Source organism: Nonomuraea sp. NPDC050310 (assembly GCF_040655795.1).
Classification (GTDB): Bacteria; Actinomycetota; Actinomycetes; order Streptosporangiales; family Streptosporangiaceae; genus Nonomuraea.
Window position 1 is genome coordinate 58,991 of record NZ_JBFAKP010000029.1, and the last position, 18,361, is coordinate 77,351.

Annotated in this window: 19 protein-coding genes; 2 read left to right on the top strand and 17 right to left on the bottom strand. The window is 71.7% G+C overall.

Annotated elements, in window-relative coordinates:
• Positions 1-4: 4 nt before the first annotated feature.
• The 15 genes from AB0I67_RS39020 to pgsA form a co-directional block, all read right to left on the bottom strand.
• Positions 5-277, bottom strand: coding sequence for a hypothetical protein (locus AB0I67_RS39020; RefSeq protein WP_357934890.1), 273 nt, complete (start codon positions 275-277; stop codon positions 5-7).
• Complete coding sequence (locus AB0I67_RS39025) at positions 232-549, bottom strand: hypothetical protein (protein ID WP_357934893.1); 318 nt, start codon at positions 547-549, stop codon at positions 232-234. The genes AB0I67_RS39020 and AB0I67_RS39025 overlap by 46 nt, the downstream gene beginning before the upstream one ends.
• The gene (locus tag AB0I67_RS39030) at positions 531-1,025 is read right to left on the bottom strand and encodes a hypothetical protein (protein ID WP_357934896.1); all 495 of its coding nucleotides are present in this window, start codon (positions 1,023-1,025) and stop codon (positions 531-533) included. Before AB0I67_RS39030 ends, AB0I67_RS39025 begins: the two co-directional genes overlap by 19 nt.
• A gap of 39 nt (positions 1,026-1,064) precedes the next feature.
• Positions 1,065-1,850, bottom strand: coding sequence for a YebC/PmpR family DNA-binding transcriptional regulator (locus tag AB0I67_RS39035; protein WP_357934899.1), 786 nt, complete (start codon positions 1,848-1,850; stop codon positions 1,065-1,067).
• Between the two features lie 3 nt (positions 1,851-1,853).
• On the bottom strand, positions 1,854-2,426 hold the full coding sequence (gene pdxT / locus AB0I67_RS39040) for a pyridoxal 5'-phosphate synthase glutaminase subunit PdxT (RefSeq protein ID WP_357934902.1): 573 nt from the start codon (positions 2,424-2,426) through the stop codon (positions 1,854-1,856).
• Positions 2,427-2,474: 48 nt separating this feature from the next.
• Positions 2,475-3,302, bottom strand: coding sequence for an endonuclease/exonuclease/phosphatase family protein (locus AB0I67_RS39045; RefSeq protein WP_357934905.1), 828 nt, complete (start codon positions 3,300-3,302; stop codon positions 2,475-2,477).
• A gap of 9 nt (positions 3,303-3,311) precedes the next feature.
• Complete coding sequence (locus tag AB0I67_RS39050; RefSeq protein WP_357934908.1) at positions 3,312-4,517, bottom strand: MFS transporter; 1,206 nt, start codon at positions 4,515-4,517, stop codon at positions 3,312-3,314.
• A 64-nt stretch (positions 4,518-4,581) separates the two neighbouring features.
• Complete coding sequence (locus tag AB0I67_RS39055; protein WP_357934912.1) at positions 4,582-5,001, bottom strand: MarR family transcriptional regulator; 420 nt, start codon at positions 4,999-5,001, stop codon at positions 4,582-4,584.
• Between the two features lie 83 nt (positions 5,002-5,084).
• Complete coding sequence (locus AB0I67_RS39060; protein WP_357934915.1) at positions 5,085-6,758, bottom strand: alkaline phosphatase D family protein; 1,674 nt, start codon at positions 6,756-6,758, stop codon at positions 5,085-5,087.
• Positions 6,759-6,893: 135 nt separating this feature from the next.
• Positions 6,894-7,784 (bottom strand): pyridoxal 5'-phosphate synthase lyase subunit PdxS, encoded by an 891-nt coding sequence (pdxS, locus tag AB0I67_RS39065; protein ID WP_357934918.1) that lies wholly within the window; start codon positions 7,782-7,784, stop codon positions 6,894-6,896.
• 122 nt (positions 7,785-7,906) lie between these two features.
• A complete protein-coding gene (locus AB0I67_RS39070; protein ID WP_357934920.1) occupies positions 7,907-8,914 on the bottom strand; it encodes a DUF3048 domain-containing protein in 1,008 nt (335 codons plus the stop codon).
• Between the two features lie 62 nt (positions 8,915-8,976).
• Positions 8,977-9,522: a hypothetical protein gene (locus tag AB0I67_RS39075; protein WP_357934923.1), complete on the bottom strand. Its 546-nt coding sequence runs from the start codon at positions 9,520-9,522 to the stop codon at positions 8,977-8,979.
• Positions 9,523-9,559: 37 nt separating this feature from the next.
• On the bottom strand, positions 9,560-10,663 hold the full coding sequence (locus tag AB0I67_RS39080; RefSeq protein WP_357934926.1) for a glycosyltransferase family 4 protein: 1,104 nt from the start codon (positions 10,661-10,663) through the stop codon (positions 9,560-9,562).
• Positions 10,660-11,547, bottom strand: a complete 888-nt coding sequence (locus AB0I67_RS39085) for a phosphatidylinositol mannoside acyltransferase (protein ID WP_357934929.1) — start codon at positions 11,545-11,547, stop codon at positions 10,660-10,662. The genes AB0I67_RS39080 and AB0I67_RS39085 overlap by 4 nt, the downstream gene beginning before the upstream one ends.
• A complete protein-coding gene (pgsA, locus tag AB0I67_RS39090; protein ID WP_357934932.1) occupies positions 11,544-12,146 on the bottom strand; it encodes a phosphatidylinositol phosphate synthase in 603 nt (200 codons plus the stop codon). The genes AB0I67_RS39085 and pgsA overlap by 4 nt, the downstream gene beginning before the upstream one ends.
• A 149-nt stretch (positions 12,147-12,295) precedes the next feature.
• Here pgsA and AB0I67_RS39095 point away from each other — a divergent pair, with 149 nt between their 5' ends.
• Together AB0I67_RS39095 and AB0I67_RS39100 are read left to right on the top strand one after the other, a co-directional pair.
• The gene (locus AB0I67_RS39095) at positions 12,296-14,428 is read left to right on the top strand and encodes an elongation factor G-like protein EF-G2 (RefSeq protein WP_357934935.1); all 2,133 of its coding nucleotides are present in this window, start codon (positions 12,296-12,298) and stop codon (positions 14,426-14,428) included.
• Positions 14,429-14,554: 126 nt separating this feature from the next.
• Positions 14,555-16,120: a family 10 glycosylhydrolase gene (locus AB0I67_RS39100; protein ID WP_357934938.1), complete on the top strand. Its 1,566-nt coding sequence runs from the start codon at positions 14,555-14,557 to the stop codon at positions 16,118-16,120.
• Here the strand turns inward: AB0I67_RS39100 and AB0I67_RS39105 are convergent.
• Positions 16,104-17,375, bottom strand: coding sequence for a serine hydrolase domain-containing protein (locus AB0I67_RS39105; RefSeq protein WP_357934941.1), 1,272 nt, complete (start codon positions 17,373-17,375; stop codon positions 16,104-16,106). The genes AB0I67_RS39100 and AB0I67_RS39105 overlap by 17 nt on opposite strands.
• 65 nt (positions 17,376-17,440) lie before the next feature.
• Positions 17,441-18,235 carry a diacylglycerol kinase family protein gene (locus tag AB0I67_RS39110; RefSeq protein ID WP_357934944.1) on the bottom strand — a complete coding sequence of 265 codons (795 nt, stop codon included), beginning with the start codon at positions 18,233-18,235 and terminating at the stop codon, positions 17,441-17,443.
• Positions 18,236-18,361: the final 126 nt, after the last annotated feature.

An 18,361-nucleotide genomic window follows, 5' to 3' on the forward strand; every position in this document is an offset into this window, starting at 1 on the left:
CGGTTTACCGGCCCGTCTCGGCGACCATCCGGTCGAGGTAGGTGACCTGCGCGACGGCCAGCGCGGCCAGGGCGACGGCCGCCACCGCGAGCGGCAGGGCCAGCCCGTACGGCAGGACCCCGGAGCCGCCCAGCCGGGGCGCGGCGGTCACCAGCACCTCGGGCCCGGTCATGGTGCGCGGGCTCATCGCCACGCCCAGCGGCCACAGCAGGTCCTGGGCGTTCAGCAGGGTCACCCCGCCGGCCAGCAGCCCGGCCATCGGCAGGGTCGGCAGCACGACCGTGGGCAGGAAGGCCCCTCCCGGCGGGCCAGCCCCCGGCACAGCACGGTGAGGATCACCAGCGCCGGGACGCTGACGGCCACCGGGGGCACGAGCGCGACGAAGGTGTCGAGCAGGTCCAGCGAGCGCACGTTCAGCCACGAGGCCAGGACGGTCGGCGCGGTCCCGGTGAACAGCCACGGCGCGAACGGCAGCAGCAGCCACTGGCTGTGCCGGCCGAGCGGGCGCAGGCCACCGACGCCGAGCGCGCCTACGTAGGCGACGCCCACGGAGACCACCGCGCCCGCCAGCGCGGGCAGCCAGGTGTTGAGCTGGATCCGGGCGCTGTGGTCCGGGCGCTGTGGTCCGGCCCCTGCCCCGGCGAGAACAACCCCAGCACCCACTCGAACCCGGCGACCGCGATGGCCACCGGCGAGCACGTGACGATCCAGACCGACAGCACCACGCGGCCGATCCGGCGCACGGGGGCTCCGCCGTACGCCAGGGAGAGCGCCAGCAGCGGCGCGACCACGGCCACGACCAGGAGGGGGCCGGCGGTGAGCAGGGCGGTGAACCCCAGCGCCCGCCAGAACGGCTCCCCGCCGAGCAACGTCGCGTAGTTCGCCCAGCCCACCACGGTGCCGCCGCCGCGCAGCGGATTGCCGCGCTGGAGACTCAGCACGAGCGTCTGCACGCTGGGCACCACCAGGGCGGCCAGCCCGAGGAGCGCGGGCAGGAAGAACAGCCAGCCGAGGGGACGACGCATGGGCCAGAACCCTGGCCCAGGCGCCCGGATACCCCGAGGTCAGGCGTCGATCCTCTCCATGACCTCGTCGCTCACGTCGAAGTTGGCGTAGACGTTCTGGACGTCGTCGCTGTCCTCGAGCGCGTCGATGAGACGGAAGATCTTGCGCGCGCCGTCCTCGTCGAGCGGCACGTTCATGGAGGCCATGAAGCTCGACTCGGCCGAGTCGTAGTCGATGCCCGCCTCCTGCAGCGCCTTGCGCACCGGGACCAGGTCACCGGCCTCGGAGACGACCTCGAACTGCTCGCCCAGGTCGTTGACCTCCTCGGCGCCCGCGTCGAGGACGGCGTCGAGGATCTGGTCCTCGGTGTACTCGACCGTGGTGCCCTTCTTGGTGTCCGTCACGACCGACTTGGGCACCAGCACGACGCCCTTGCGGTTGAACATGTACGCCACCGAGCCCGGGTCGGCCAGCGAGCCGCCGTTGCGGGTCAGCGCCACGCGCACCTCGGAGGCGGCGCGGTTGCGGTTGTCGGTGAGGCACTCGATCAGCACCGCCACGCCGTTGGGGCCGTAGCCCTCGTACATGATGGTCTGCCAGTCGGCGCCGCCGGTCTCGAGGCCGCCGCCGCGCTTGCGGGCGCGCTCGATGTTGTCGATCGGCACCGAGCTCTTCTTCGCCTTGTAGATGGCGTCGAAGAGGGTGGGGTTGGCATCCGGGTCAGGGCCACCGGTCCGCGCCGCCACTTCGATGTTCTTGATCAGCTTGGCGAACAGCTTGCCACGCTTGGCGTCGAGCGCAGCCTTCTTGTGCTTCGTCGTCGCCCATTTGGAGTGGCCGGACATGACTTACAGCTCCCTCACCAGGTTTACGAAGTATTCATGCACGCGCGCGTCACCGGTCAGCTCCGGGTGGAACGATGTCGCGAGCAGCGGTCCTTGGCGGACCGCGACGATCCTATCGCCCGTCGAGGCCAGCACCTCGACATCCGGCCCGACCCGCTCCACCCAGGGGGCCCGGATGAAGACCGCGCGCACCGCCTGACCGGCGAAGTCGAGGTCCTCCTCGAAGGAGTCGACCTGGCGGCCGAAAGCGTTACGCCGCACGGTCATGTCGATGCCGCCGAGCGTCTCCTGGCCGGCGATCCCGTCCTCGATCCGGTCGGCCAGCATGATCATGCCGGCGCAGGAGCCGTAGGCGGGCATGCCCGACTTGATGCGCAGCCGCAGCGGCTCCAGCATCTCGAAGGTGGTGGCCAGCTTCCACATGGTGGTCGACTCGCCGCCGGGGATGACCAGCGCGTCCACCGCCTCCAGCTCCGCCGGCCGGCGCACGGCCACCGCCGTGGCGCCCGCCTCCTCCAGCGCGCGGGCGTGCTCGCGCACGTCGCCCTGCAGCGCAAGTACACCGATCGTGGGCACGCGAAGATCCTTCCGTCGAGGGGTTCCCCAGATTCAACACCAGAGGGGTCAGCGCTCTTCCGCCAGGGTGGCCTCGCCGTACAGCGGCCGGTGGTCGGACGGGGCATCGGCCGCGCCGACGCGGCACTCGCGCATGCCGGGGGCGAACAGGTAGTCGATCTTCTTGCCGGTGAAGGTCCAGCGCTGGCGCGGGTCGCACTCGCGCCAGCGGGCGCCGACCGCCGTGATCGCCGCGCGGTGCGGCGTCAGGTTGAGGTCGCCCCCGAACACCACCCGCCGCCCGCCCTCGCGCGCCGCCCGCTCCAGCTCGCGCACCTGTTTCACCCGGTACGGCGAGCCGTCCTGGTGGTCGTCGTTGGACATCCCGGACGACAGGTGCGTGCCGCACGCCCGCAGCCTCCAGGCCGGCACGTCCGCGCACACCGCCGCCCGGCGCACGAACCACGGCGGCGAGCTCAGCTCGTGCTCGCTGAAGGCCGCCTGCCCGGCCTGGACGGCCACCACGACGCTCTGCGTGCCGCGCTCGCGGCCCTGGTAGTCGGGGCGGCACGCGTACGGCCGCCCCTTGGCGTCCCGCAGCCCCCACGACCGCACGCTCCATCGTGCGCCGCTGAGCTCTTCGAGGCTCTTCTCCAGCGCCGCGTCCGCGCCCGTGCAGAACTCCTGCAGGAACACCACCCGCGAGCGCCCGGCCAGCGCGTACTTCGCCGCCGTCCACCCGAGCTGATGCACCCCGGCCCGGTACAGCGGGCACGCCCCGTTCGTCCCCCCGCACACGTTCCACGTCATCACCCGCACCGCGGCCACCCCTTGGCCCGCCGGAAGGGGCGCCGCCGCCAGCACCATCCCGGCCACGACCCCCCACTCCAGCACCATGCCGGCATGCTACCCGCGCACGGCCGCCGCCTCCTGGAGCGTGTGGCCGGCGTCCACGCGGGACAACGGGCGGAGGTGGTGGCGGCGGGCGTAGAGGATGGCCATGCCGGCAGCGCAGCAGGCGGCGCCCAGCAGGTACGGCACGGCGGTGCCGAGGTGTTCGCCGAGCTTGGTGGCCACGAAGGGGGCCAGGGCGCCGCCCATCCAGCGGACGAAGTTGTAGCCCGCCGAGGCGATGGGCCGGGGCGCGTCGGAGACCTCCATGGCGGCCTCGGTGAAGACGGTGTTGCTGATCCCGATCGGCACGCCGGTGAGGATGGTGAAGACGACGATCCCGGCGTGGCCGGAGAGGGCGATGCCGGCCTGGAGGACGGCGAGCAGCGCGAGGGCCAGGTGCAGGACGGTCACCGAGCCGAGGCGGCGCTGCAGGCGCGGGGCGAGCAGCACCGAGCAGACGGCGACCATGACGCCCCAGCCGAAGAAGACCGCGCCGATGCCGTAGGCGCTCATCCCGAGGATGAAGGGGGTGAAGGCCAGCACGGTGAAGAAGGCGAAGTTGTAGAAGAGCGCGGTGAAGGCCGTGGTGGACAGGCCGCCGTGGGCCAGGGCGCGCAGCGGGTCGGACAGCCGGGTCTTGACCGCGGGCCTGGGCACGACCCGCAGCAGGGTGGCGATGAGGACGAAGCCGGCGGCCATGAGGGTGGCGGTGCCGAAGAAGGGCGCCCGCCAGTTCCAGTCGCCGAGCAGGGCGCCGACCAGCGGGCCGAGGGAGATGCCCAGGCCGAGCGCGGCCTCGTAGAGGATGATCGCCGTCTCGGCCCCGCCGCTGGCGGCGCCGACGATGACGGCCAGGGCGGTGGCGACGAACAGGGCGTTGCCCAGTCCCCAGCCGGCGCGGAAGCCGACCAGTTCGGCCACGCTGCCGGAGGTGCCGGCCAGGGCGGCGAAGACGACGACCAGGCCGAGGCCGAGCAGCAGCGTCCGCTTGCCGCCGATGCGGCTGGAGACCCAGCCGGTCACCAGCATGGCCACCGCGGTCACCAGGAAGTAGCTGGTGAACAGCAGCGAGACCTCGCTGGCACTGGCGTGCAGGCCCTGGGCGATGGAGGGGAGGATGGGGTCGACCAGCCCGATGCCCATGAAGGCCACGACCGCGGCGAACGCGGTGGCCCACACGGACACCGGCTGGCGGAGCAGGCCGCCGCCGGTGCGCATGGTTCTCCTTACAGGTGGTGCGGGGTCGCGGCCGGAGGAGAGTCGGCGGCCGCGGCCCCGGTCTTCATGACCGGCCGAGCTTGTCCAGCACGGGCAGCGCCCGGGCGAGGATCTCCTGCTCGGCAGGGGTGAGCGTCTCCAGCCGGGCGGCGAGGAAGGCCCGGCGGGCCTGCCGGACGACGTCCAGGCGGGCCCGGCCCTCCTCGGTGAGCTCGACGGTGCGCACGCGGGCGTCGCTGGGGTCGCTGCCCCGGGCGACGAGCCCGGCGTCCTCCATGCGGTTGATCTGGACCGTCATGGTGGGCAGGTGCACCGCGTGCTCCTCGGCCAGCTCGCTCATCCGGCGGGCCCGGTGTTCGAGCGAGCCCAGCACGGCGTACTGCTGGCTGGTGACCGGCTGGCCGGCGACCGCGCGCCGCAGCAGGAGGACCAGGTGGCGCAGGGAGGCCGACAGTTGCTCGGCGAGGGTCTGGGAGGCGCTCATACTTAGACAGTCTAAGTTAGCCTGTCTAAGTATTCAACCGGAGAAAGGCCCCGCCTGTTCCCGGCGGGGCCGTCCGGCGACGGTCAGGGGCGCTCGGTCTCCAGGCGGACCGTCTCCTCCACGGTCATCTCGTCGAGCGCGCGAGCCGCCGAGTCCAGCGGCCGCAGGTAGGTCTGCTGCACGCCGGGCACCCGGTCCTCGACGACGAAGGTGGCGCGGGTGTAGACGTCCGAGCCCGGCGCGGTCACCGTGGGCACGACCTTGAAGTCGGCCGTCATCAGCTCCCGCTCGATCCGGGTCAGCACGTAGCCGCGCTGGTTGTTGTAGAACTTCAGATGCGGGTTGATCTTCAGGAACGGGTGCGTGGCCGGGTCGCTGTCGCGGCCGTCGCCGCCGGTGCTGATCGAGGAGGCCACCAGCTCCGCGCCCACGCTCGGCCCGGTCGGGTCGTCGTAGTCGAGCTTGAGGTCGCTGGCCCAGTGCGCGTGCACGTCGCCGGTGAGCACCACCGGGTTGCGCACGCCGGCGTCGAGCCAGCCCTGCGTGATGCGCCGGCGCGAGGCGACGTAGCCGTCCCAGGCGTCCATCGAGGTCACCTTCGCCGGACCGGCGTTGTTGTCACGCTGGGCGAAGAAGACCTGCTGGCCCAGGATGTCCCACTGGGCGCGCGAGTGGCGGAAGCCGTTCAGCAGCCACGCCTCCTGGGCGGAGCCGGTGATCGAGCGCGCCGGGTCCACCGCCGCCGGGCAGTCGCGGTAGCCGTCGCCGCAGCCCTGGTCGTCGCGGTACTGCCGGGTGTCGAGCATGTGGAAGGTGGCCGTCCTGCCCCAGCGCACTCGCCGGTAGAGCTGCATGTCGACGCCCCGGGGGATGGAGGTACGGCGCAGCGGCATGTTCTCGTAGTAGGCGCGGAAGGCCGCCTCCCGGCGCGACAGGAAGTTCGGCTGCGGGATCTCCGGCTTCTCCGGCACCTCGTCGGCCCAGTTGTTGTCCAGCTCGTGGTCGTCCCAGACGACCAGCCAGGAGGCGGCGGCGTGGGCGGCTTGCAGGTCGGGGTCGGCCTTGTACTGGGCGTGCCGCTGGCGGTAGTTGGCCAGCGTCTCGGTCTCGGGGCCCTCGTGGTGGCGGATGTTGCCGCCGGGGATGGTGTAGGTGTTCTTGGTGTACTCGTACTGGTAGTCGCCCAGGTGCAGGATCAGGTCGGGGCGCTCCTGGGCCAGGTGCCGGTAGGAGGTGAAGTAGCCGTGCTCGAACTGGGCGCAGGAGACGAAGGCCATCGACAGGGCTCCGCCGTACGACAGCGGGTGCGGCGCGGTGCGCGCGCGGCCGAGGGGCGAGACGTACGGGCCGACCCGGAAGCGGTACCAGTACTCGCGGTCGGACCCGAGCGAGTCGAGCTCGACGTGGACGCTGTGCCCCCACTCGGGCGCGGCGACCGCGATGCCGGACCGCACCACGCGGCGGGCGCGCTCGTCGGCGTAGACCTGCCACAACACCGGGAAGGGCCGCTGCGGCATGCCGCCGAAGCCGTCTTCGGCCAGCGGCTGCTGGGCCAGCCGGGTCCAGATGACGAAGCCGGAGTGGTCGGGGTCGCCACTGGCCACACCGAGGGTGAACGGGTCGCTGCGCAGGCCGCGCCCGGCCGGCGAGGCGGCGGTCTCGTCGGGCTCGGCCGAGGCGGGACCGGCCAGGACGGGCACGGTCGCCGCGGCGGCCAGGCCGGTGACGAGGAAGGAACGGCGGTCGAGTCCGGGCATCGGGGCTCCAGGAGAGATCGTGACGACGTCGAAAGCCTGACTCCGTCCCGTTAACTCTCCATGACCACGTCCGGAAATATCCGGCAACACGAAGGGGCGGCACGCCGGCGCGCCGCCCCTTCCGGTGTTCAGGTGCTACCAGCCGCGCTCGGCCAGGCGGTGCGGCACGGGGATGTCGTCCACGTTGATGCCGACCATGGCCTCGCCCAGGCCGCGCGAGACCTTCGCGATGACGTCGGGGTCGTCGTAGAAGGTGGTCGCCTTGACGATCGCCGCCGCGCGCTGCGCCGGGTTGCCCGACTTGAAGATGCCCGAGCCGACGAAGACGCCCTCGGCGCCGAGCTGCATCATCATCGCCGCGTCCGCCGGGGTGGCGATGCCGCCCGCGGTGAACAGCACGACCGGCAGCTTGCCGGTCTTGGCGACCTCGACGACCAGCTCGTACGGCGCCTGCAGCTCCTTGGCCGCGACGTACAGCTCGTCCTCGGGCAGCGAGGTCAGGCGCTTGATCTCCTGGCGGATGGTCCGCATGTGGGTGACGGCGTTGGAGACGTCGCCGGTGCCGGCCTCACCCTTGGAGCGGATCATCGCCGCGCCCTCGGTGATGCGGCGCAGCGCCTCGCCCAGGTTGGTCGCGCCGCACACGAAGGGCACGGTGAAGCGCCACTTGTCGATGTGGTTGGCGTAGTCGGCAGGGGTGAGCACCTCGGACTCGTCGATGTAGTCGACGCCGAGCGACTGCAGGAGCTGGGCCTCGACGAAGTGACCGATCCGGGCCTTGGCCATGACCGGGATGGAGACGGCGGCGATGATGCCGTCGATCATGTCGGGGTCGCTCATGCGCGAGACGCCGCCCTGGGCGCGGATGTCGGCGGGGACCCGCTCCAGCGCCATGACGGCGACGGCGCCCGCGTCCTCGGCGATCTTCGCCTGCTCCGGGGTGACGACGTCCATGATGACGCCGCCCTTGAGCATCTCGGCCATGCCCCGCTTGACCCGAGCGGTTCCAGTGGCTACTTCGGACACGTTTATGCACCTCACGAATGATCCGGGCTTACGCATCCAGTGTACGGAGCACCCAGTGGTCCTCGGTAAGGGCCACTTCGGAGCTGCGGCCCCAGACCACTTCCGGCGGGTGCGAGTGCCGGCTAGGGCACGACCGGCTTCTTTGCGGCCAGCGCCACCCACACCTGGCCGGGCGCGAAGTTCATCGGCTCGCCCTCGGGGGTGGTGTAGACCGTGCCCTCCTCCTCCGAGGCGCGCGACCACTTGGCCTTGTAGGCCTTGCCGTCGCGCAGCACGAACGCGTCGCCCTTGCCGACCGTCTGCACCAGCGGCGTGTAGCTCTGGTTCTTGTCGTGGAACTCCGAGCGCACCGTCTTGACGTACTGCACGACCACGGTCGGCGCCGACAGTTGCCCGCCCTCGGCGGCCATGTTCTTCTTGCCGTCCTGCCAGATCAGCCACTGCTGCTTGGCCTCGGACCAGATGAAGTCGAAGCGCGCGGCCGGCCAGCGCACGGTCATGCGCTTCTTGTCCACCCCGCCGCTCTCGGGGGCGTCGCCGAAGGTGAAGCCGACGTCCTTGGCCTTGGTCGCCTTGGGCGCGGCCTTGATCAGCTGGCGCGTGTTGGCGAACAGGTTGTAGGGCGCGTAGCGGCCCGGCTGGCGGAAGTAGGCGCCCGGCGCGCGGCTGTCGGAGACGTCGAACAGCGAGGCCTCGGCGATGTGCGGCAACATCTTGGTCTGCGCGCCGGAGTAGGCGAAGGCGGGCTTGCCGAACATCGGCGCGATGTGCAGGTCGGAGATGCGCGCGCTGCGGACCGGGCCGACCTTGGCCGGGATCTTCGAGGAGAAGATCACCATGAGCCGGGTCAGACCCGCCTCGACCTGCTCGATGTAGACGATGTCGGCGCTCTTCAGCCCCATCTGCGGCTTGCCCGCCGCGGTGTTCTCGATCTTGACCGCGAGCACCGGCCGCATCGTATCCGCGGGCAGCCCGGTGAACGGGTGCCCCGGCTCCGCGACCGTCGGCGAGGCCGACGGGGCGGCCGTGGCCGCCTGCGGCTGGCCCGCCGGCGGCTTCTCACTGGAGGAACAGGCCGCGACCGGGGCCAGTACGGCAAGCGTCACAACGAACAAACCGGCACGCCGCACCTGGTCAACTCCTCCGCTAGGCCAAGAAATCGGGAGAAGCTTACCGGCGATCCCAAAATGGGTCATTCAGATGCGGACATCGACTCCGGAGCCGCATCGTCGATCTCGAAGAAGTGCGGGAAGTCGGTGTTGCCCGCCAGCCGCAGCGTGCGGGCCAGCCAGCGCCGCTGCGCGACCTGGGTGACCGCGACCGCGTTGTTGTAGAAACGGCGCGAGTAGACCACCTTGGCGGTGGCCGCGTCGAGCTCCTCCAGCAGGTCGGGGCCGCCGGGGGCCTCGGCCAGCGCCTCGCGGAAGCGTTCCTGGTCGACCGCGGCGCGCAACGCCCTCGACAGGTCGCTCTCGGCGTGCTCGCGCTCGTCGGGCCCCGCCGTACGGGCCTCGTGGGCGGCGGCGGCCAGCACCAGCGAGGTGGCCGGGTCGAGCAGCCGCGAGCCGGCCAGCTCCAGCACCACCGCGCGCCGGCGCATCAGGGCCGCGTCGAGCGCCTCCTGGGCCAGCTCCAGGCGGATGTGCAGCCGGTCGAGCCGGCCCGCCCGCCAGGAGATGTACACGGCCGTCAGCACCACGACCAGGCCCGCCAGCAGCAGGACGATCGTCTGGTTCACCGGTCCTCCGGCTCTCGCGTCGGCCTAGCCCGGTCGTTCACAGGTCCTCCACCACGCGGCCGCCGCCCTCGGCGGCGACCGTCTCGTACACGCGCACCACGTCGCGGGCGACCGTCGACCAGTCGAACTTGCGCACCGCGACCAGCGCCTCGGCGGCCAGCTTGGCCCGCCGTTCGGGGTCGGCCAGCAGCGCGTTGGCCTCCTCGGCCAGCGACGCCGGGTCGCCGTTGCGGAACAGCGCGCCCGCCTGGCCCTCGCCGAGCACCCGGCGGAAGGCCGGGATGTCGCTGGCCAGCACGGTCGCCCCCGAGGCCATCGCCTCGGCCAGCACGATGCCGAAGCTCTCGCCGCCGGTGTTGGGCGCGCAGAAGACGTCGACCGAGTGGTAGGCGCGGATCTTGTCCTGCTCGCTGACCATGCCGAGCATGGTGACCCGGTCGCGGATGCTGCGCGGGATCTTGACGTCGCCGGCCCCGGCCACCAGCAGCTTGGCGTCCGGGATGGCCTCCATCGCCTCCAGCAGGATCGGGAAGCCCTTGCGCGGCTCCTCCAGGCGGCCCAGGAACCCGATGGTGGTGCCGTCGGGACCCCAGCCGGACAGCGGCTCGGCCTCGGCGAAGCGGCTGACGGTCACCCCGTTGGGGATCAGCACGGCGTCGCCGCCGAACTGCTCGACCAGGCTCTTGCGGGCGGCGTCGGAGACGGCGATGCGCCCGTGCAGCTTCTCCAGCGCGCTGCGCAGCAGCGGTTCGGCGACGGCGATGGCCCGCGAGCGGTTGAAGGAGGCGTGGAAGGTCGCCACGATCGGCCCCTTGGCCGCCCAGCAGGCCAGCACACCCAGCGACGGGATGAGCGGCTCGTGGATGTGCAGGACGTCGAAGTCGCCGTCGTTGATCCAGCGGCGCACCCGGGCCGCCGACAGGAAGCCGAACGACATGCGCGCCACCGACCCGTTGTAGGGCACCGGAACCGCGCGGCCCGCGCCCGTCACGTACGGCGGCAGCTCCTCGTCGTCGCTGGCCGGGGCGATGACGGAGATCTCGTGGCCCTGGGCGATGAGCGCCTGGGCCAGGTCGTCGATGTGCTGCTTGACCCCGCCCGGCATGTCCCACGAGTAGGGGCAGACGATCCCGACCCTCACTGGTCGATCCAGAGCCGCTGCAGCATGTGCCAGTCCTCGGGGTGCTCGGCGATGCCCTTCTCGAAGACCTCCACCAGGCGCTGCGCCGCCACCGCGACGCGCTCCTGGCGGGTGCCCTCGGCCGGGACGGCCACCTCGGGCTCGATGCGCAGGCCCCAGTCGTCGCCCTCGAACCACAGGATCGCCGGCAGCAGCGCGCAGCCGGTCTGGACGGCCAGCAGCGCCGGACCGGCCGGCACCTTGGTGGTGGCGCCGAAGAAGCTCACCTCGATGCCGCTCTTGGTCAGGTCGCGCTCGGCCGGCAGGCAGACGACGCCGCCCCGCCGTACGCGGGAGGCGAGGGTGCCGATGGTGTGGCCGGCGCCGCCGGTCAGCGGCAGCACCTCCATGCCCAGCCCTTCGCGGAAGGCGGTGTAGCGGCGGTACAGCGACTCGGGCTTGAGCCGCTCGGCCACGGTGGTGAAGCGGTGGCCGTTGCCGACGAGCCACGCGCCGGCCTGGTCCCAGTTGCCCATGTGCGGCAGGGCGAGCACGACGCCGCGGCCGGACTCGAGGGTCTGCCAGATGTGCTCGTCGCCGGTGACGTGGGTGCGCCGCACGACCTCCGCGCTGGGCATCTTGGGCAGCCGGAAGACCTCGTGGAAGTAGCGGAAGTAGGAGCGCATGCCGCGCCGGGTGAGCTCGCGCAGCTCGGCGCCCTCCAGGCCGGTGACCCGGGCCAGGTTGGCCTCCAGGCGGCGGACCGAGGCGCCCCTCCCCCGCCAGACGCGGTCGGCGGCGAGTTCGAAGCCGCGCGCGGTCAGCCGCTGCGGCAGCAGCGGGACCAGCTTCCAGCCGGCGGCGAACCCGGCGGCCACCGCGCGGTCGGTCAGGGAGATGTTCATCGGGGGGCTCCAGCCTGGCGGTGGACGTGGACGACGCGCTGCACGACGGTGACCGCGCTGGCCACGGCCAGCACCGTCATCCCGATGGCCAACAGGGGCGGCCAGAACTGCGCGAAGCCGGCCGAGCACAGCCCGACGACCAGCCGCTCGGGCCGCTCGACCAGGCCGACGTCGCAGCTCAGGCCCAGGCCCTCGGCACGGGCCTTGACGTAGGAGACGAGCAGGCCGGCGACCAGGCAGAACAGGACGACCCAGGCGAGGACGAACTGGCCGGTCAGCACGAGGTGGATCAGCAGCCCGCAGAAGATGGCGGCGTCGGCCACGCGGTCGAAGGTCGAGTCGAGGAAGGCGCCCCAGGTGCTGCCCCCCCCGCCGCCCAGCCGGGCCACCACGCCGTCGAGCAGGTCGAGCAGGGCGAACAGCCCGATGACGAAGGCGCCCCACCACAGGTGGCCCAGCGGGAACAGGACCAGGGCGGCGACCACGGTGCCGGTCGTGCCGACCGCGGTGACGGCGTTGGGGCCGATGCCCCGGCTCACCAGTGCCCTGCCGAGGGGGGTGAGGATCCGGGTCATGGCCGGGCGCAGGAGTTTCAGCATCGCAGCTCGATCGTAGGCCATTTTCGTTGGCCTCCACCTCTTGTGATATTCGCCACACGGGTATTTGGTGAACACACCGCGTCCTTGCGGTGACACATCCGCCCGGACGCGGCGTTTCGGCACACCGAACCGAACACGCGGGAGGCGATGTGGCAGACAAGAACCCAGCGGGAGCCGCCGGCAGGGCACCGACGGCCGACAAGGCGGAGGCGATTCGCAACGTCGCGCTGGTCGGCCATTCCGGTGCGGGCAAGACCACCCTCGTCGAGCATCTGCTGGCCGCCACCGGCACCATCCAGCGCACCGGCCGGGTCGAGGACGGCACCACCGTCAGCGACTTCGACGAGGTCGAGGTCCGCCAGCAGCGTTCGGTGAACCTGGCGCTGGCCCCGATCCTCTTCAACGGCATCAAGATCAACTTGCTGGACACCCCGGGCTACGCCGACTTCGTGGGCGACCTGCGCGCCGGGCTGCGCGCGGCCGACGCGGCGCTGTTCGTGGTCTCCGCCTCCGACGGCATCGACGGCCTGACCAGGCAGCTCTGGGAGGAGTGCGCCCAGGTCGGCATGCCGCGCGCGGTCGTGATCACCAAGATCGACCACCAGCGGGCCGACTTCGACGAGGTGCTGGCCACCTGCCAGGACGTCTTCGGCGACGGCGTCGCCCCGCTCTACCTGCCGGTCGTCACCAACGGGCACGTCAACGGCCTGATCGGGCTGCTGTCGCAGAAGTTCTACAACTACGCCACCGGCACCCGCGCCGAGCGCGACCCCGGGCCGGAGTACCAGGCGCAGATCGAGGAGCACCGCGGCGTCCTGATCGAGGGCATCATCCAGGAGAGCGAGGACGAGTCCCTCATGGACCGCTACCTCTCCGGCGAGGAGCTCGACACCAAGGAGCTCATCGACGACCTGGAGAAGGCGGTCGCGCGCGGCAACTTCTACCCCGTGCTCTGCAGCGGCCTCGGCGTCGGCGCGCAGGAGATCCTCGAGATCGTCACGCAGGGCTTCCCCTCGCCGCTGGAGCACCCGCTGGCCGAGATCACCACCGTGGACGGCAAGCCGGTCCAGGGCATCACCTGCGACCCCGACGGTCCCCTGGTCGCCGAGGTGGTCAAGACCACCAGCGACCCCTACGTCGGCCGGATCAGCCTGGTCCGCGTCTTCTCCGGCACGTTGCGCCCCGACATGACGGTGCACGTCTCCGGCCACGGCCTGAGCGAGCGCGGCCACGAGGACCACGACGTCGACGAGCGCATCGGCACCCTGTCCAGCCCGCTGGGCAAGACGCAGCGCACCGTGCCCAAGGCGATCGCCGGCGACATCGTCGCGGTGGCCAAGCTCTCGCGCGCCGAGACCGGCGACACGCTGTCCGAGGTGGACCGGCCGCTGCTGATGACCGCCTGGTCGATGCCGGACCCGCTGCTACCGGTGGCCATCCGCGCCAAGTCCAAGGCCGACGAGGACAAGCTGGCCCAGGCGCTCGGCCGCCTGGTCGCCGAGGACCCCACGCTGCGGCTGACCAACAACGCCGAGACGCGCCAGCTCGTGCTGTGGTGCATGGGCGAGGCCCACACCGACGTGCTGCTCGACAAGCTCGCCAAGCGGCACGGCGTCGAGGTGGAGAAGATCGAGCTGCGGGTGCCGCTGCGGGAGACCTTCGGCGGCGGCTGCCGGGCGATGGGCCGCAACGTCAAGCAGACCGGCGGCCACGGCCAGTACGCCATCTGCCACCTGGAGGTCGAGCCCCTGCCCTCGGGCGGGGGTTTCGAGTTCGTGGACAAGGTCGTCGGGGGCGTGGTGCCGCGCCAGTTCATCCCCTCGGTCGAGAAGGGCGTGCGCCAGCAGATGGAGCGCGGCGTCGCGCACGGCTACCCGCTGGTCGACGTCCGCGTCACGCTGTATGACGGCAAGGCGCACTCGGTGGACTCCTCCGACATGGCCTTCCAGATCGCCGGGCAGCTCGCGCTCAAGGAGTGCGCGGCGAAGGTCCCGGTGCTGCTGCTGGAGCCGGTGGACGAGATCTCCGTGCTGGTCGCCGACGAGTACGTCGGCCCGGTCATGTCGGACCTGTCGGGCCGGCGCGGGCGCGTGCTCGGCACCGAGCCGGTCGGCACCGGCCGCACGCTGGTCAAGGCCGAGGCGCCACAGCTCGAGATCACGCGGTACGCCATCGACCTGCGGTCGATGTCCCACGGCACCGGCACCTTCCAGCGCACGTTCCTGCGCTACGAGCCGCTGCCCAGCCACCTGGCCGGCAAGGTGACCGCCACCGGTGACTAGGGCGTACGGCGGGGCGCACCACCCGGTCCGCCCCGCCCCATCCCTCACTCAGGTCACACGAATATCACAAATCCATTTCTCTTTTCCGGCCAAAGCATCATGGAGGCGATGCCAGACTGTGGAACCATGCGAACCGCACGCCCTCTGCTCGCCGCCGCCGCCCTCGCCGTCGTCGCGACGGGCGCCGCCTACGCGTACGGTCCCCGTGCGGACGCGCGTCCCGAGGCGGCCGAACCGCTGTCCAAGGCCGCGCTCAAGCCGGTCGGCACCTGCGTCCCCGACCCGAAGCACCCCAAGCGCCAGCTCCGCGGGGTCTGGATCGCCACCGTCAAGAACATCGACTGGCCCTCCCGTACCGGGCTGAGCCAGGCCCGCCAGCAGGCCGAGTACGTCAAGCTGCTCGACGCCGCGGCGGCCCGCCGGTTCAACGCCGTCTTCGTCCAGGTGCGCCCGGCCTCCGACGCGCTCTACCGCTCCTCGCTGGAGCCGTGGTCGCAGTACCTCACCGGCACCCCCGGCAAGGACCCGGGCTGGGACCCGCTGCCCTTCCTCATCGAGGAGGCGCACAAGCGCGGCCTGGAGTTCCACGCCTGGTTCAACCCCTACCGCGCCGCCTACGACGCCAAGACCTCCAAGCTGCCCGCCAGCCACCCGGCGCGGGTCAACCCGGGCTGGACGGTCAAGTACGGTGACCGGCTCTACTACAACCCCGGCCTGCCCGAGGTCCGCCGGCACGTCACCAAGGTCATCACCGACGTGGTGCAGCGCTACGACGTGGACGGCGTGCACTTCGACGACTACTTCTACCCCTACCCGGGCGAGGGCGGTCGCTTCGACGACTCCGCCGCCTTCGCCAAGTACGGCAAGGGCAAGAAGCTGGCCGACTGGCGCCGCGGCAACGTCAACACCCTGGTGGCCGAGGTCAACGAGGCCGTGCACAAGACCAAGGCGCACGTGAAGTTCGGCATCAGCCCGTTCGGGATCTGGCGCAATAAGGCCCAGGACCCCAGCGGCTCGGCCACCTCCGGCATGTCGGCCTACGACTCGATCTACGCCGACGCCCGGCACTGGATCAAGGCCGGCTCGGTGGACTACGTCATGCCGCAGCTCTACTGGCCGCGCGGCTTCAAGGCCGCCGACTACCGGGTGCTGGTGCCCTGGTGGGCCAACGAGGTCAAGGGCACCGACGTCGACCTCTACATCGGCCAGGCGCTCTACCGCGTCGGCACGCGCGACGACAAGGCCTGGACCAAGGTCGGCGAGCTGCCCGCGCACCTGGCGCTCAACAAGGGGCACAAGCAGGTCGACGGCGACGTGTACTTCAGCGCCAAGCAGATGCTGAGCAACCCGCTCGGCGTCATGGACCGGCTGACGGCCACGCACTACAAGCGGCCCGCGCTGCTGCCGCTGATCAAGCCGCGCGGCGGCACCGCGCCGGCCAAGCCGGCCGGGCTGCAGGCCGCCGGGGCGGTGCTGCGCTGGACCGCCTCGGCCGGCGCCCGCGGCTACGCGGTCTACCGGGCCGCCGGGGCCGACGCCGCCTGCGCCGACACCGACGGCCGCCGCCTGGTGGCCGTGGTCAGCTCACCCACCTACACCACGGCCGAGCCGGGCACCTACGTGGTGACCGCGCTCGACCGCCTGCACAACGAGAGCAAGCCCGCCAAGGTGAAGGTCAGCGAACAGCGCTGACCCAGCGCAGGTAGAGCGGGAACAGGTCGCCCGTCGGCCAGCTCGTCACCGAGTTGGCCGCGCGGTACAACAACCCGTCGATGTCGTTGTAGCTGAGGCCCGAGGCGTCGTCGCGCTGGTTGAACAGCGCGGCGTAGGTGATGCCGTCGTAGCGGCGCACCAGCAGCGTCGAGGTGCCCTGCAGGCTGCCGGTGTGCCAGGTGTTGCGGCCGCCGGTGACGTTGCGCACCTGCCAGCCGCAGCCGTACCACCAGTCGCCGGGGTTGAGCCCGGTCTCCGGCTGGGCGAAGGCCCGGGTGATCGAGGCCGGGGACAGCACGGTGGAGCCGGTGTCGAAGATCCCGGCGAAGCGCACGAGGTCGACGGCGTTGGAGACCCAGCCGCCGTGCGAGTCCATGTTCTCCAGGTTGTAGACCCCGTACGGCCCGGGCACCGTCGCCCCGGAGCCGTCGAGCACGGTCTTGCCGCTGTACTGCGAGAAGTAGGGCACCTCCCCGGTCAGCGCCTCGGCCTTGAGCGTGCGGCCCAGCTTGGTGCGCCGGATGCCGCGCGGCCCGAGGATGGCCTGCTGGACGTAGCTCTGGTACGGCTGGCCGCTGACCTTCTCGATGATCCGGCCCAGCAGCAGGTAGTCGTAGTTGCCGTAGGCGTAGGTGCTGCCGGGGTCGTGGTCGAGCATGAGCCCGGTGGTGTACTTGATCACGTCGGCCTGCTTGATCGGCAGGGGCACGCCGAGTGCCTTGGAGATGGCGTAGTTGTTGAACATCGGGTCGTTGCTGATCTTGGAGTCCCAGCCGCCCAGGTGCTGGAGCAGCCGCAACACGGTGACCTCGGCCATCCGCGGGTCGGCCGGGGTCAGCCCGAGCAGGTCCACCACCTTGGCGCTCAGCGACAGCTTGCCGTCCTGCACCAGCCGCAGCACGGCCGCGGCGGTGATCGGCTTGCTCAGGCTCGCGATGCGGAACAACGAGTTCGGCTGGGTGACCGGCGTCGCGCCGGTGCTCCACGAGTAGCCACGGGCCAGCACGAGCTTGCCGTGGCGGGCCACCGCCAGCGAGCCGCAGGTGATCGAGCGGGCCTGCATGAAGCTCTTCATGGTGGCGTCGAAGCCGGCCAGCGAGGTGGGGGCCGTGCCGGTGGCCCGCCAGGTCGGCGCGGCTGCGCTCGCCGGCCTCGCGCTCAGCGCCCCGGCCAGACCGAGCCCGGCGACGGCGGCGGCGCGCCCGAGGTCACGACGCGACAGATGTGCGGACATGCGCTCTCCTTAGGCTCAACAATGAAAGCCCAAAGGTTAGCCCAATCCCTCGAAACGGACAGGCCCTATCCGGCGGGCCGGTAGACCGTCAGGGCGTCGACCAGCTTGAACAGCTCCACCGTCGAGCCCACCGGCGCCACCTCGCCGTCGATGGCCAGATCCGGCACCCCGTGCAGCTTCTCCAGCCGCAGGCTGCGCACCCGCCCGGTCAGATAGACCGGCGAGTCGGCCAGGCTGCCGGTGAGCGCGGCGGCGACCAGCCTGGTGCGCGCGAAGGGCAGGTCGGCGTCGACCACCCGGATGTCCAGCACCCCGTCGTCGAGCTGGCGCCGGTAGGCGGGCACCAGCCCCTCCGGCGAGTAGCTGCCGTTCCCGGCGAAGACCAGCCACACCAGGCGCCGCTCCCCGTCGATCAGCAGCTCCAGCGGCCGGGCGCGCGGCAGCACCCGCAGCAGCGCGAGCGCCGCGGCGACGGTCTTGCCGGTGCGCCGCTCCAGCTTCTCCCGGATGCGGACGAGCTCGGGGTACAGGCCGATGCTGAAGGTGTTGACGAAGTGCCGCGACGGGCTGCCGGAGATCTCGGCGGCCGACACGTCGACCGGGACGGCCTCGCCGCGCTCGACCGCTCCGGCCACCGCCTCGAAGGTGTCGGCGCCGAGGTCGCGGGCGAAGTGGTTGAGCGTGCCGCCGGGGAAGACCGCCAGCGGCAGCCCGTGCCGCAGCGCCACCCCGGCGGCGGCGTTGACGCTGCCGTCGCCGCCGCACACGCCGAGCGCCTGGCCGCGCGAGGCGGCCTGGTCCAGGAGGCCGAGCAGGTCGGCGCCGTCCTGCCGTACCAGCACCTCGGCCTCGGGCAGCAACGCGCGGATCAGCTCCTCGGGCGGGCGGCGCCGGCGCCCGGACCCGGGTGGAGGCGGTGGAGATCGCCCGCGAGGCGGGGTGGCTCTGGCCGTCGACGGTCAGCCGCTTCGGCCTGCTCCGCTGGC